The 14,633-nt window shown below is 66.8% G+C and carries 13 protein-coding genes; 2 read left to right on the forward strand and 11 right to left on the reverse strand.

The genetic code is table 11. From position 1 onward, the window contains the following. Together QOH60_RS00135 and QOH60_RS00140 are read right to left on the reverse strand one after the other, a co-directional pair. A partial coding sequence (locus tag QOH60_RS00135; RefSeq protein ID WP_526415825.1) for a VIT domain-containing protein occupies nucleotides 1-1,904 on the reverse strand: 1,904 nt, incomplete at its 3' end. Then, nucleotides 1,901-2,473: a MerR family transcriptional regulator gene (locus tag QOH60_RS00140; protein WP_526415827.1), complete on the reverse strand. Its 573-nt coding sequence runs from the start codon at nucleotides 2,471-2,473 to the stop codon at nucleotides 1,901-1,903. The genes QOH60_RS00135 and QOH60_RS00140, both read right to left, overlap by 4 nt. Before the next feature lie 66 nt (nucleotides 2,474-2,539). Here QOH60_RS00140 and QOH60_RS00145 point away from each other — a divergent pair, with 66 nt between their 5' ends. Further along, complete coding sequence (locus QOH60_RS00145; protein ID WP_526415829.1) at nucleotides 2,540-3,844, forward strand: pyridoxal phosphate-dependent aminotransferase; 1,305 nt, start codon at nucleotides 2,540-2,542, stop codon at nucleotides 3,842-3,844. 21 nt (nucleotides 3,845-3,865) lie between these two features. Further along, nucleotides 3,866-5,113: a YibE/F family protein gene (locus tag QOH60_RS00150; protein WP_526415831.1), complete on the forward strand. Its 1,248-nt coding sequence runs from the start codon at nucleotides 3,866-3,868 to the stop codon at nucleotides 5,111-5,113. Here the strand turns inward: QOH60_RS00150 and rfbA are convergent. The 9 genes from rfbA to dcd form a co-directional block, all read right to left on the reverse strand. After that, the gene (rfbA, locus tag QOH60_RS00155; RefSeq protein ID WP_526415833.1) at nucleotides 5,064-5,930 is read right to left on the reverse strand and encodes a glucose-1-phosphate thymidylyltransferase RfbA; all 867 of its coding nucleotides are present in this window, start codon (nucleotides 5,928-5,930) and stop codon (nucleotides 5,064-5,066) included. The two genes, QOH60_RS00150 and rfbA, sit on opposite strands and share 50 nt — an antisense overlap. Before the next feature lie 9 nt (nucleotides 5,931-5,939). Continuing rightward, complete coding sequence (locus tag QOH60_RS00160) at nucleotides 5,940-7,031, reverse strand: hypothetical protein (protein ID WP_526415835.1); 1,092 nt, start codon at nucleotides 7,029-7,031, stop codon at nucleotides 5,940-5,942. Between the two features lie 28 nt (nucleotides 7,032-7,059). After that, nucleotides 7,060-8,268 (reverse strand): ATP-binding protein, encoded by a 1,209-nt coding sequence (locus QOH60_RS00165; RefSeq protein WP_526415837.1) that lies wholly within the window; start codon nucleotides 8,266-8,268, stop codon nucleotides 7,060-7,062. 40 nt (nucleotides 8,269-8,308) lie between these two features. Next, nucleotides 8,309-9,055, reverse strand: coding sequence for a maleylpyruvate isomerase family mycothiol-dependent enzyme (locus QOH60_RS00170; RefSeq protein ID WP_526415839.1), 747 nt, complete (start codon nucleotides 9,053-9,055; stop codon nucleotides 8,309-8,311). Between the two features lies 1 nt (nucleotide 9,056). Further along, nucleotides 9,057-10,346 (reverse strand): cytochrome P450, encoded by a 1,290-nt coding sequence (locus QOH60_RS00175; protein WP_526415841.1) that lies wholly within the window; start codon nucleotides 10,344-10,346, stop codon nucleotides 9,057-9,059. A gap of 5 nt (nucleotides 10,347-10,351) precedes the next feature. Continuing rightward, nucleotides 10,352-10,681 carry a DUF1330 domain-containing protein gene (locus tag QOH60_RS00180; protein ID WP_526415843.1) on the reverse strand — a complete coding sequence of 110 codons (330 nt, stop codon included), beginning with the start codon at nucleotides 10,679-10,681 and terminating at the stop codon, nucleotides 10,352-10,354. An 11-nt stretch (nucleotides 10,682-10,692) separates the two neighbouring features. Next, complete coding sequence (locus QOH60_RS00185; RefSeq protein ID WP_526415845.1) at nucleotides 10,693-12,024, reverse strand: UDP-glucose dehydrogenase family protein; 1,332 nt, start codon at nucleotides 12,022-12,024, stop codon at nucleotides 10,693-10,695. Nucleotides 12,025-12,098: 74 nt separating this feature from the next. Beyond that, nucleotides 12,099-13,796 carry a DUF7159 family protein gene (locus tag QOH60_RS00190; protein ID WP_526415847.1) on the reverse strand — a complete coding sequence of 566 codons (1,698 nt, stop codon included), beginning with the start codon at nucleotides 13,794-13,796 and terminating at the stop codon, nucleotides 12,099-12,101. Between the two features lie 243 nt (nucleotides 13,797-14,039). Further along, entirely contained in the window at nucleotides 14,040-14,633 is a 594-nt protein-coding gene (dcd, locus tag QOH60_RS00195) for a dCTP deaminase (protein ID WP_526415849.1), read from the reverse strand.

A 14,633-nucleotide genomic window follows, 5' to 3' on the forward strand; every position in this document is an offset into this window, starting at 1 on the left:
GTGTTCGGTGCCGCGAAATCCCACTCCCGGGGGAGTTCGACGGGCTGTATCACGCGGTGCAGAACCCCGCCGTCCCCGACGACGCGGGGGTCGACCGCCACGTACGCGGTGAACCGGCACAAGACACCAAAACGCAACGACGCGTTGACGATTCGCGTCTCAAGCTCCTGAGCCGAAACATCGCCACCCCACGCCGGCGCCGAGACGTACCGGTCCTCGAGATCGCGCACATAGGAGCGCGCCCACCGCGCGGTCACCGCGGAGGCATCCCTTCGCTGCCCAGCGACCGTCGTCGACCAGTTCTTGCCGTCGCGGGTGGTGCCGCGCACGACCAGAGACCCGTTCGCAGCGCCGCGGTACCGCCCCGCAATCACCAGCGGCACCCCGGGGAAGAGGTCCGGCGTCCGAGCGGGACTCTCCGTATCCGCAATCAACTTCACGCCCTCGGCGTGCACGCTCACACCACGGACGATCGGCGCGCCAATGCGGCGGTGGATCGCGTCCATCGCTTCGTCGAGGCGGTTCTCGTCTTCGACCAGTTCGCATCGGCCACCGCCGGCACCGGCGAGGCGGCCCAGGAACCCGGCGTTGACCGCCTGATCGATGCCGACGGCGTGCACGCGCACCCGCTGCAGGTCCGTGTTCAGGTCGCGCAGAATCTGGTCCTCGTTGCCGACCTGGCCGTCGGTGACCAGTACCACGACCGCATCTCGGTCCTTCGCTCCCCGCAGCAGGGTGAGCGCCTTCCGCATCGGGGCCAAAAGCTCTGTGCCACCGCGGGCGTCGACGCGTGCAAGGTGCTCCACCGCGCGATACCGGTTCCGGTCCGTGGCCTCCACCAGTCCATCGGGAAGGCCCTCGGGGCAGTCGACCCGGTCGTCGAACGTCAGCACCGCGAACCGGTCGCTGCGTGTGAGCGTGTCGACGATGCGGGCCGCCGCGCGGCGAGCCGCCACCATCTTCCAGCCGCCCATGCTGCCGGAGCGGTCCAGCACCAGCACGAGGTCGCGAGGGCTCGGCGGCGCGCTGGAGGCCGGCGGAAGGACGGTGAGTTGGTACGTCCCCTCCTCACCCTCGGCGTCGGGAACCAGCAGCAGCGAGTCGGTGACATCGTCAGCGCCGTAGCGAAGGCGTAGCACGAAGTCGCGATTGGCCCGCTCGCCGGGCTGTACTCGCACCCGGCCGGCGTCGGTGGACACGGTGTGCAGGCTCGAGCGAACGCCGGACAGCGTCAGCCCGGCGGGATCGATGCCGACGTCGATCGACAACGTCACCGGGTTGGGGAACCCAGGCAGCAGCACCGGCGGCGTGATGCGCGACGCGTCGGGCACCGCGTCAGTGTCCTCGGCGTGGCCGTCGCCGACCGCAATGTCCGCGAGCGGCGTTCCCGGGATGTACCGGGGCGCGACCACGAGCGCGAAGCGGAACGTGGCCTCGCCGTCCTCGAAGCTCAGCGGGTAGACGAGTGTGACTGCGACGCTTACCTTTTCGCCGGGCTGGATGTTGCCGACCCGCATGGTGAAGATGTCTGGCCGCTCTTCCTCCGCGATGCTGGCGCGCCGGCCTGACGCGATAGCGTCGTCGTAGGCCTGTCGAGCGGCTTCCCGCTCGCGCAGCTGGGCTTCGACGATCCGCCCGTCGGCCGTCATCCGCATCCGCGTCACCGCGCCCCGATCGGGCAGCGGGAAGACGTAGCTGGCTTCCAAGGGGACGTCGAAGACGTTGACGAAGTCCTGCGTCAGCTCGACTTGGCTTGTCAGCCCGGTGATTTCTGCGCGCACGTCGATGCGGTCGAGTGGCAGGTTGCCCCGCTCGGTGCGCAGAGCGCCCAGCCCGGCCTCGTCGGTGGGTGCAGTGACGCGGGCCGCCTCGGCGTCCGACATGGGTTCGACGGGCATGGTCATGATGGATTCCCTTCGTGGAGGAGCAGGCCCCGTTCGGCCAGCAGGTCCAGGAGCGGCCGGGCTGCCGCTTGAATCGCCGAGACGTCGTCGTCGCTGGGCCGGCCGGGCAGCACGATCAACGTGTCGCCGGCAAGCCGGACGGCCGCCAGTGTGCTGACGGCATCGTCGTCAGGGACGGGCGCGTGGGCCCAGAAGCGCGTGCGATTTGGGCGTGCAAACCTTCGCTCAGCGTCGCTTAGCACGCCCAAATCGCTGACTGCAGCGATGCGGCGCAGTGTGTCGTCCGGTGCTCCGGCGAGTTCGCCCTGGATCTCCGCGAGTGAGCGGCCCTGGGCCTGAAGTCGTTTGATGGCGACGATCTGGATCAGGTGCCGGGTTCCGTATAGGGCGGTGCGGCCTGCCATGACGGGCCGGTCGACGAGACCGATGGTGGTGTACCACCGAATCACCCGCCGATCAGGCAGATCCCGCACTCTGCCGTTGGGAGCTCCCGGGTAGGCAGGATCGGCTAGTGCGGCGGTCACGCGCCGCACGAGCTCGTCGAGCGTCCAGTCAGCCCCATCGGTCATGCACCCATTATGACAGTGTCAATGTGACAGTGTCAATGTTGCGCTTCGGTCACGATTCAAATTTCGGTGGACAGCGATGGCACCATGGACGACGTGACCGCTCACCAGCTGCCATCCGGCGCCACGTGGCATCCGACCAGCCATCACCCCAGGCAGCGCACGTTCGCGCAGTCGACCAAACTGCAAGACGTTCTCTACGAGATCCGCGGACCGGTGCACGAGCACGCGTCGCGGCTGGAGGCTGAGGGCCACCGAATCCTGAAGCTGAACATCGGCAACCCGGCACCGTTCGGGTTCGACGCGCCGGACGTGATCATGCGCGACATGATCCAGGCCCTGCCCTATTCGCAGGGCTACTCGGACTCCAAGGGCATCATCCCTGCTCGCCGCGCGGTAGTGACCCGTTACGAGCTCGTGGACGGATTCCCGCGCTTCGACGTCGACGACGTCTACATCGGCAACGGGGTCTCCGAACTCATCACGATGACGCTGCAGGCGCTGCTCGACAACGGCGACCAGGTCCTGATCCCGGCGCCCGACTACCCGCTGTGGACCGCGTGCACGTCGCTGGCCGGCGGCAAGCCGGTCCACTATCTATGCGATGAGACGCAGGACTGGCAGCCCGACGTCGCCGACATCGAATCCAAGATCACCGACCGCACCAAGGCGCTGGTGGTCATCAACCCCAACAACCCGACGGGCGCGGTGTACGGCCGCGAGGTGCTCGAGCAGATGGCCGAGCTCGCCCGCAAGTACGAGCTGCTGCTGCTCGCCGACGAGATCTACGACAAGATCCTCTACGACGACGCCGAGCACGTCAGCGTCGCCGCGGTGGCGCCGGATCTGTTGTGCCTCACGTACAACGGACTCTCGAAGGCGTACCGGGTGGCCGGGTATCGCGCCGGCTGGCTGGCCATCACCGGGCCAAAGGAACACGCAAGCAGCTTCCTGGAGGGCATCAGCCTGTTGGCGAACATGCGGTTGTGCCCTAATGTGCCTGCCCAACACGGGATTCAGGTGGCGCTGGGTGGTCACCAAAGTATCGAGGACCTGGTGTTGCCCGGCGGCCGGCTGTTGGAACAGCGCGACGTGGCATGGTCGAAACTGAACGAGATCCCCGGAGTGACGTGCGTCAAGCCGCAGGGTGCGCTGTACGCGTTCCCGCGCCTGGACCCCGAGGTGTACGACATCGTCGACGACGAGCAACTGGTGCTCGACCTGCTACTGCAGGAGAAGATCCTCATCACCCAGGGCACGGGTTTCAACTGGCCCGCCCCCGACCACCTGCGCATCGTCACGCTGCCGTGGGCGAGGGATCTCGCGAATGCGATCGAGCGCCTCGGCAACTTCCTGTCCAGCTACCGCCAATAGTCCCGACATATTCTGTGCGGCGTGGCGCACACGCATGGGCACGCGAACTCCGAGGTGACGATCGGCCCGATGGCCGCCAGGGTGGTGATCGGGTTGCTCACGATCATCGGTCTCGGGGTGATCGTCGGCGCGGTATTGCTGTGGCCCAGCGACCGGAAGGTCGATATCCCGCTGCCATTCCAAAGCGCCACCGGCGGGGCCGTGAGCACACAGGCCGGCCATGTCACGTCCACCGCGTTGGGCGCATGCGGAAGTCCCTCTGCGGGAAAGGTTTTGACGGCGCCACCCGAGTCAGCGCCGCCGGGTGGAGGGGACTGCACGCAGGCGATCGTGGCCATCGACTCGGGACCGAATGCCGGCGCGACCACCTTGCTGGAGTTCTCGCCGGGGCCGGGCCAACCCCGGCTCGCCGTTGGCGACGCCATCCGCATCAGCCGACAGGTCGACGACCAGGGTGTGACGAGCTACGCGTTCTTCGACTTTGAACGGACCTGGCCGCTGGTAGGGCTGGCGGCGGCGTTCGCGTTGGTGATCGTCGCGGTCGCGCGGTGGCGGGGGCTGCTCGCGCTGGTGGGCATCGTGGTGGCGTTCGGCGTGCTCGTCGTGTTCCTCCTGCCCGCACTGCGCGACGGGGCCCCGGCCGTGCCCGTGTCCTTGGTGGCCTCGGCGGCGATCCTCTACGTCGTCATCTATCTGGCCCACGGCGTCAGCCTTCGCACCAGCGCCGCGCTGCTCGGTACGTTGACGTCGATGCTGCTTGCGGCCCTGCTCTCATGGGGCGCAATCGGTCTCACGCATCTGACGGGGCTGTCCGAGGAGCAGAACAACGAAGTCGCCGCCTACATGGGCAACGTGTCCATCACGGGCCTGCTGCTGGCCGGGTTCATCATCGGCAGCCTCGGCGTGCTGAACGACGTCACCATCACCCAGGCGTCTACCGTGTTCGAGCTCGCCGCTGTCGGCGAAAGTTCTAGACGCGCAATCTTTCTCGGCGCGATGCGGGTCGGACGCGACCACATCGCGAGCACGGTGTACACGCTCGTGCTCGCGTACGCAGGCAGTTCGCTGCCGCTGCTGCTGCTGTTCTCGGTGGCGAACCGGTCACTGGGCGATGTGCTGACCAGTGAGAGCGTCGCGATCGAAATCGCGCGCTCGGCCGTGGGTGGGATTGCGCTCGCCTTGTCGGTGCCGCTGACGACGGCGATCGCGGCGGTGCTGGCTACTTCCGGTCCAGCAGCTCGAGCAGGTAGCCGCCATAGCCTGACTTGAGCAGGGAATGCGCCCGGGCGGACAGCTGCTCGTCGTCGATGAAGCCGACGCGCCACGCCACCTCCTCGGGCACGCTTATCTTCAGTCCCTGCCTGCGCGAGATGGTGCGTACGTAATCGCTTGCGTCCAAGAGCGAATCGAAGGTTCCGGTGTCCAGCCACGCGGTACCGCGGGCCAGCACCTCGACGGAGAGCTTTCCCTGGCTCAGGTAGACCTGGTTGATCTCGGTGATCTCGTACTCGCCACGCGCAGAGGGTCGTAATGAGCGTGCGATCTCGACGACGTCGTTGTCGTAGAAGTACAGACCCGGCACCGCGTATTGCGATTTGGGTGCGGCGGGCTTCTCCTCCAACGACAACGCCGTGCCGTCCGCCCCGAACTCGACGACGCCGTAGGCAGACGGGTTTGCCACCCAGTACGCGAAAATAGCTCCGCCGCAGACATTTTGGTGACGAGTAAGACTGGTGCCGAGACCGGGTCCGTAAAAGATGTTGTCGCCCAACACCAGTGCGACGGTGCCCGTGCCGATGTGATCGGCGCAGATGACGAACGCCTGCGCCAAACCGTCCGGGCTTTCCTGCACGGCGTAGCTGATGTTGACACCGAACTGTGTTCCGTCGCCGAGAAGACGTTCGAACGACGAGCGGTCTTCCGGTGTGGTGATCACCTGGATGTCGCGGATGCCCGCCATCATCAGCGTCGACAGTGGGTAGTAGATCATCGGCTTGTCGTACACAGGCAACAACTGCTTGCTGACGCCGTGGGTGATCGGGTACAGCCGTGTGCCCGAACCGCCAGCGAGGATGATCCCGCGCATGAGGCGAGCCTAACGGCCCCGCCCCGACAGTCGGCGCGCGAACCGAAATCCGGCGCGCCCAGCCGCGAACACCACCCAGATGATGAATGCGCCCTGAAAAATGCGGAACAGCACGATCAACGCGCCTCCCCCAACCAGCGCCACCGCGAACGCGATGTCCGACGGCAGGAATGCGATGACGATCAGACACAGCGCAGCAGTCCCGAAGACCACCGGAGCCACCAGCCGGCGTCCTCGCCACAATCGAGGCAACGACGCCAGACGTCGCCGTGCGGTCGCGGGCACATGGCGCACGGTGAGCCAGCCGACTCCCACGATGAGACCGATGAAGACCAGCCCCGCCGCGGCACGGGGCCAGTACGGCGGGATGGCCCCGCTGCGCCCGGCGAACAGCATTATTGCGACCGCGATGCAGCACAGCACCGTGACGCCGTAGAGGCGAAACAGCAATGCCGCCATCAGGGCCGCGAGGTTCTCGTGGCCGACCTCGCTCTGGGGGTCCAGACGCAACGCATCGATCATCGACGCGGCCGCGCGGCCAAGCTTGCGCTTCCGGAGCTCCCTGGCCGCCTTCACGTTGAGCGCTTGCCCGTAGTGCGGGTTCAGCTCAAGCGCCCGCTGCAACGCCGCGTCGGCTTCCTCACGGTAGCGACACGCGTCGGCGGCGACGCTGAGCTGGAGATGAGCCTGGGCCTCCAGCGGTGCGAGACGGACCGCCGAGTGAGCCTCTTCGTGCGCGGCCTGCTTCTGACGCATTTCGAGCAACGCGCGCGAAAGGCTGTGACGCGCATGCCAATTCTCCGGCGCGAGCCGAACCGCTTCCTTCGCGTGCCGCAAGGCCTTGGCCCGGTCGCCCCGCCAAAGCGCCGCAACACTGGCAAGGCGGTGTGCCCACTCCTGATCTGGTGCCGCACCGACGGCGGCGTCCGCGGCGTCGCTCATTGCGGCGCTGTCGTCGCGGACGTGGTGCGCCCACGCCAGCTGGCAGAGCGCATACCAGTCATCGGGATGGGCCCCGAGGTGCTTGGTCAATAAGGCGAGTGCCTCGTCGCCGCGACCGATGTCCAGAAGGTGCGTGACGCGGTCCTGCAGGTCGGTCAACGCCCGTGCTCCTCGCGTCCGCGCACGCTCACCGCGTCTTGCGCCGCTTGAGGTACTCCAGAATGCCGTCGTACTCACCGTTCGTATTCGCGAAAGTTGCTACGTTGCGCGCACTTTCGAACCACGCGCCCGTCGACGGACGGATCTCGGGGAGCGCCGTCTCGAAGTCGCGCATCTCGATCATCCGCGGCGTGCCGGTGCGCACGGAGTCCATCAGCGCCTTCTCGGCCGCGGTCTCGCAAAGGTGGGCGAGGTCCGCGCCGGAGAAACCCTCTGTCTGCCGAGCGATCCGGCCGAGGTCGATGCGCGCGACGGGACGGTCATCGAGGTGCGTCTTCAGAATCGCCGCGCGAGCGGGCTCATCCGGTGGGAGGACGAGCACCATCCGGTCCAGCCGCCCGGGCCGGCGCAGCGCCGAGTCGATGTCCCACGGCTGGTTGGTGGCGGCGAGGACGAACACTCCCTCGTTGTCCGAGCCCATGCCGTCGAGCTCCTGGAGCAACTGGTTGACAGTCGTGCGGCCAGCCGAGGTCCGCAGGTTGGAACGCTTCGCCCCGAGGGCGTCGAGCTCGTCGAGAAAGATGACGCAGGGCGCAGAACGGCGGGCCAGTTGGAAGATCTCGTGGAGGTTGCGCTCGCTGGTGCCGAGCCACATGTCGAGGACGTCGACGATCGACACACTGATGAACGCGGCACCCATCTCGCCCGCGACCGCACGGGCCAGGAAGGTCTTCCCGCAACCGGGCGGCCCGTAGAGCAGCAGGCCACCGCGCAGCGACTTCCCGTACATGGCCTGCAACTTCGGGTTGCGCAACGGGGTGAGGAAGGCGGCGTTGAGCCGTTCCTTCACGTCCTCCATGCCGCCGACGTCTTCGAAGCTGATGCGGCTGCGCTCCACGTCGAATGCGGCGGCCTCAGGCTCGGGCCCGCCCTCGACGTACATCGGCGGGACGACGTCGCCGAGCTCGGATTCGGCCTTGTCCCAATCGAATCCGGTGGCCCGGGGCGCAGCCTGCGAAGGCTCCTTTTGCTTCGGGTCACCCGCCGCCCGATTCATCAGCGCGAGCGCCTCGGCAGAGGTGGGGTCGATCGCCAGCGCGGCGGCGGCTTCCCTCACCGCCTCGGCATACTGCTCGTGTTCGATCAACTGCTGGGCGAGGTGCAGGCGCAGTGTGACGTCATCGGGCGCGCCCTCTACTGCGCGGCGCAGGCTCGCTATGATGGGTGGCTCGGTCACTCAGAAAGTATCCCTCGTACAGCAAATCAATTTCGTTGTCCTAGAACGGCGTCCGCTCGAGCCATCTGTCCCACACCGCGGCGTCTCCCAGGACTTCCAGACCGGCGTCGGCGGCGGACTCACGGCGAACGATCGCCAGCAGCAGCCCCGTCGCAGGGCCGCGCACGGCCGCCGCGCCCTTGCCGTGAGAATGCGACCAGGACAGGCCACCGTCGTTGGTGAGGGTCCACTCCCCCTGCGGACCCAGCCCGTCGTCGGTGGCGTGCAAGTGCAACGTCACGCCGGTGTCGAGCGGAGGCACATCGTCGTCGGCCTCGATGACCACCCGTTCGATCCACTCGTCAATACCGTCCGCGGCCAGCTCGGGATCCAGAGAGAATCTGGCGTCCAGCGCCAGCGCGGCGTCGGCGCGGTGCACGGTCGCTTCGTGCAGCCGCCGCCTGATCCACCAAGCCGCCGGGCGCGGGCCGATGAACGTCCAGACCTCAGTGTCCGCGCCGACCTGGTCGACGGCGTCGAGGATCAACTGGGCTCCCGCGTTGAGCCAATCGATCGCGGCGTCGAGGTCCTCTGGCGGCTTGCCGTCACGCACCGATCGCGGATCCAGCTCCTCCGTGCGCTTCTCGGCGATGATCTGCGCGGACCACCTGTTACCGCGGCCGACGTGGCGGAACAACTGCTTGAACGTCCACTCTGGGCAGGTCGGGACAGGCGTGGCCTGATCGGCGCCGCGAATCAGCTCACCGAACGCCCGCGTCTCGTCGAGCAACGCCTTTGAGTAGTCCACGCTAGGGACCGATCGAGATCGGCAACGACGACCAGCCACGCAGCACGCGGGTGTCGCGACGGCGACCCTCGCCGGCGAGGCGAGCGTGCGGATAGCGGTCGAAGAACGCTCGCAGCCCGACTTCGCCCTCGGCGCGGGCCAGCGCGGCACCGAGGCAGAAGTGCCTGCCGCTGGAGAACGACAGATGCTTGCCGGCGTTCGGCCGTTCGATGTCGAACCGGTCCGGGTCGTCGAACACCTTGGGGTCCCGGTTCGCGGCGGCGAGGTACAGCACCACCAGGCCGCCACGCGGCACGGTAGTGCCGGCGACGTCGACGTCGCGTTTGGCGAACCGCGCGCTCATCTGCACGGGTGAGTCGAGCCGCAGGATCTCCTCGACGGCGTTCGGCCACAGCTCAGGTCGCGCCGCGAGTGTCTCCAGGTGCTGCGGATGGTCCAGCAGCATCTTGATGCCATTGCCGAGCAGATTGACCGTGGTCTCGAAGCCGGCCGCGAGCACCAGTCCGGCGGTGGCCATCAGCTCACGGTCGTTGAGCCGTCCGCCCTCGTCGGCGGCCTGGGTCAACTGGCTCAGCAGGTCGTCACCCGGGTTGCGGCGGAGTCCGTCGAGGTGGCCGGCCAGCCAGTCGTTGAAGCCGACGATGCCCTGCTGTACCTCCCGGTACTGCCGCCAACGCAACCCCACGTCGAGGCTCGGGGCGCCGAGTTCGCCGAAATGCAGGATCTTGGGCCGATCTTCGTCGGGCACACCGAGCACGTCGCCGATGATCGCGACCGGCAACTGCGAGCAGTAGCGCTCGACGACGTCGACGACGTCGCCCTGGTCGGCGAGGTTGTCGAGAAGGATCTTCGCGGTGGTTTCCACACGATCGCGCAGCGCGGCGACGGCGCGGCTAGTGAACACCGACGACACCAGCTTGCGATAGCGGGTGTGCTCCGGCGGCTCGACCGACAGCAGCGAGGGCGGCTGGAGCGGATGAATTAGCCCGGGGTCTGTCTTCTCGTAGACCCAGCGCAGCGGCGTGGGCAGGTTGTTGCCCATTTCGGTGACCCGGAAGTCGTCGGAACGTAGCAATTCGTGGGCGATTTCGTAGTCGACGGCCATGTAGCCCGCGCGGGTGGTGATGATCTTCTGGCGCCTGGCCCGCAACTCGTCGATGAACGGCAGCGGGTCCAATCGCACTGAGGGGTCGGCGACCATGCGCGCCTGCGGGTCGCCGCGCCGCATCCCGATCTTCGACAGGCCGCGAATCACGCCGTGCAAAACGAACCAACGAATTCTTTGCTTCACTTCGCTCACCTCGACTCCAGCTTAAGAATCGGGCGCAGATCGTCCAACCGATCGAACAAATGCCAGATGTACTCCGACGCACCTTTCTCGCGGTGAGGATGCAGATCGGCGAGCGCGGGATCGTCGCGGTAGCTCTCGAACGCCGCCTTGGATTCCCACTCGACGAGGATCAGCACCTGTCGCGGCGCAATGTCGCCGACGAGCGCCTCCCGAAATTTCCCGAGTGCGACGACCTTGCCGCCGTGTGCCGCGACGTCGGCGGCGGAGCGGCGGCTGTAAGCCAGATACTCCTCGCGATCAGCCACGTTGAACAGGTTCAGCGCGTACACCGTCATACGGTGTCACGCTACGCTGCGGCGGCGCGCCGCCCCAATGCGTGTACTCGCCAGCCCGCCTTGGTCCACCGCTTCATATCGAGGCAATTGCGGCCGTCGACAATGACTTTCGCGCGAACAGTCTGAGCCAGCTCGTCGGGATCGAGTTCGACGAACTCGCGCCACTCCGTCAGCACCAGCACTGCGTCGGCGCGTTCACACGCCTCCATCACCGACGTCGAGTAGTTCAGCGTCGGGAAGACGCGCCGCGAGTTTTCGATCGCCTTCGGGTCATAGACGTTCACTGTGGCGCCGTTGAGCTGTAGCAGCCCCGCGACATTGAGTGCCGGCGAGTCACGCACATCGTCGGACTCGGGCTTGAACGCCGCGCCGAGCACAGCGATGTTGGCACCGAGCAGCGAGCCGCCGCACGCAGTGGCCGCGAGTTCCACCATCTTCGTGCGTCGCCGCATGTTGATGCTGTCGACTTCACGCAGGAATGTCAGGGCCTGGCTCGCGCCGAGCTCGCCGGCCCGTGCCATGAACGCGCGAATGTCCTTGGGCAGACAGCCGCCGCCGAAACCGAGGCCCGCGTTGAGGAATCGCCGTCCAATACGTGCGTCGTAGCCAAGCGCATCGGCAAGGACGGTGACGTCGGCGTCCGCGGCCTCGCACACCTCGGCGATCGCGTTGATGAACGAAATCTTCGTGGCGAGAAAGGCATTCGCTGAGACCTTGACCAATTCGGCTGTCTGCAGGTCTGTGCAGATGAACGGGATTCCCTTTGCGAGCAGTGGAGCGTAGAGCTCACGCACGAGTGCCTCTGCGCGCAGCGAATCGTGTTGTACACCAAGCACGATGCGGTCGGGGTTCAACGTGTCCTGAACCGCGAAGCCCTCGCGCAGGAACTCGGGGTTCCAGGCGACTTCCACGTCCACGCCGTCTGATGCCAACGCCCGCGCCCGCAGCCCCACCTCAGCGGCCGTGCCGACGGGCACCGTCGACTTGCCGACAATCACCGCGGAGCGCCGCAACTTGGGGATCAGCGCGTCGATAACGGCGTGCACATGGCACAAATCGGCGCCATATTCGCCCTTCTTCTGCGGGGTGCCAACACCGAGGAAGTGAACGTCGGCGAAGTCAGCTGCTACGTCATAATCGGTGGTGAACCGAAGCCGGCCCGCAGCGACGTTGTCGCGCAACATCTTTCCCAGACCAGGCTCGTAGAACGGCACTTCGCCGGCCGCGAGCTTGGCTACTTTACCGGGGTCGATGTCGACGCCCACGACCTCATGGCCCAGCTCTGCCATGCCCGCGGCGTGCGTCGCGCCGAGGTAGCCCGTACCAAAGACAGTGCACCTCATAGCGCCGGTATAGCTATCGGCGATGAGCTAATCGCGTCGCGACACTTAGCAGCAGAACAACGGAAGGTTACGTATCAGAAGCACGGGCCGCGGCCGACGCAAATGTGCGGACCGCCGCCAATGGGACTCGAGGGCCGTTGTTGCTGCGGAGGGCTCCACTGCGGCATCTGCTGCTGCGGCGGGCTCCACTGGGGTGTCTGCTGCTGCGGTGGGCTCCACTGGGGTGTCTGCTGCTGGGGCGGAGTCCACTGGGGTGTCTGCTGCTGGGGCGGAGTCCACTGCGGTGCCTGCTGCTGCGGCGGATCCCACCGAGTCTGGCGGTCCTGCGGCTGTTGCGGCGGCGTCCATGGCGGCTGCTGCGGCGGCGTCCATGGCGGCTGCTGCGGCTGCTGCGGCGGTGTCCACGGCGGCTGCTGCGGCTGCTGTGGCGGTGTCCACGGCGGCTGCTGCGGCGGATACCACGGCGGCTGCTGTGGCTGCTGCGGCGGATACCACGGCGGACGGAAGATCGGCGGCCGCGGATACACCGGACCACCAAGGATTGGCGGCAAAATGATCGGCGGCGCGATCACCGGCAGCGGCGCGGGTGCCGGAGCTTCAGGCACGGGCGGGGGCGCTTCTGGCACTGGCGGAGGCGCGGCGGGTGCCGGTGGCGGTGCCTGCGGCGGCGGTGCTACCTGGCGCGGCGGGGCCTGCGGCGCGACTTTCACCACCGGGATCGGAGCCGGGATGGTCGCCGGCGGTGCAGGCGCTACTTCAACCGGCGCCGGAGGAGCCACCTGCGCCTGTGGAGGCGGAGCGGGCGCCTGAGCGCTCGGGATGACGACGTTCTCCCCCGGGTTGGCGGCATTCGGGCGGGAGTCGGCCGTCGGCCTGATGCTGGCGGCGAGGGTAATGACGAGCGCTACCACCCCGATGATGAAAACGCTTGTCAGCGTGCTGCCTACGAGCAGGAACGGGCGTCGCGACTCATCGTGGACCGCGTCCTCCTCAACGGCAGGCTCACTTGCGACGGCGAGCCGCAGCTGCGTCGCGGCAAGCGGGTCGATCCCGGACTGATCGGCGACGGGCACCCCGTCGGGGTCCTGTGAATACGCCAACCCGACCGTGGCCGCTTCGAAGCGCGGGGCGTTGGCCGCCGCGATCGCCGCACCGCGCGTCAGCGCCATCTCGGAATCCTCTGGCGCACTGACCGGAATGGAGGCCAGGTGCTCTAAATGCTCTTTGACGTACGTGACGTCAACGCCGGAACCGATGATGAACAACCCGTCGGGCCGCACCTCTTGCGCCTCGACACTGGTGACCATGTCGGCCAGCTCCGCCATCGCATCCGCGCTGTGCAGGCTGCGGGTCAGGACCTTGACGACGGAGCCATCAAACGTCTCGACGACCGACAGCGTCGCCGTGTCGCGGTCGATGAGCATCAGCCCGGTCTTGTCGTAACCGACAGCGCGCCCGACAGCCTGGGCAATGGCACCGGCTGCGTGGAGCTCGGAGACAAGCGTGACGTCCTCGATGCCGTATGCGGACAGCCCGTCGCGCAACGCCGCCGCCTCGTCGTGGTCCGTCCACGTGACACCGGTGGCAAGCAACCGGTGCCCACCTGCCAAGGCGCTCTGTTGGGTGCCCAGGATCGCCGAGATCACCTGTTCCGCCGGATTAGCATTTGCTGAGCCGTCGACGGCAGCGACATCGAAGACATCGTGATCGATGGTCTGTCCGTCGGCGCGCTCGCCCTCGACCAGCACCATGCGGACCTTCGTGGGTGTCATCGATACACCTAGTACGATGTCCACGGCCCCTCCACAATATTTGCTGTCTGGCTCTGGCTCCGGGCCGCTTTCCACCCAATCAGCCCGTCTAACTAGACACTTCATCGCGCGATCAGCCCGATGCGTTACATCCCCCGACGTTTGCTGACCTGTATAAAGTTGCTAGTCGGCGGCGCTGGGTGGACCCGCAGCACCTGCGTGATAAACCTTACTCGCCTACAACGCTTAGCGCCTCAAATAAGTTCAGCCCGGGGTGACTTCTGACGGGTTGTGACGCAGAAAATTCTGATAGGACCGCGACGGCGTCGGCCCGCGCTGGCCCTGGTACTTCGACCCCACCTTGGCGCTGCCGTATGGGTGCTCGGCGGGGCTGGTGAGCCGGAGCAGACACAGCTGACCGATCTTCATGCCCGGCCACAGTGTGATGGGCAAGTTCGCGACGTTGGACAACTCGAGTGTGATGTGACCGCTGAACCCCGGGTCGATGAAGCCTGCGGTCGAGTGGGTCAGCAGGCCAAGCCTGCCAAGTGATGACTTGCCCTCCAGCCGGCCAGCGAGATCGTCTGGCAGAGTGCACATTTCGAGTGTGGAACCGAGGACGAACTCGCCGGGGTGAAGGACGAACGGCTCACCGGGCAGCGGCTCGACGAGGCTCGTCAGCTCGTCCTGCTGCACCGACGGGTCGATGTGCGTGTACCGGGTGTTATTGAACACCCGGAAGAGGCTGTCGAGGCGGACGTCGACGCTGGAGGGCTGCACGAGGACGTCGTCGAACGGCTCGATGCCCAATCGGCCGGCTTTGATCTCGGCTCGGATGTCACGGTCGGAGAGCAGCAC

Origin of the sequence: Mycobacterium sp. (assembly GCF_032159765.1) — a bacterium.
Taxonomy (GTDB): Bacteria; Actinomycetota; Actinomycetes; order Mycobacteriales; family Mycobacteriaceae; genus Mycobacterium.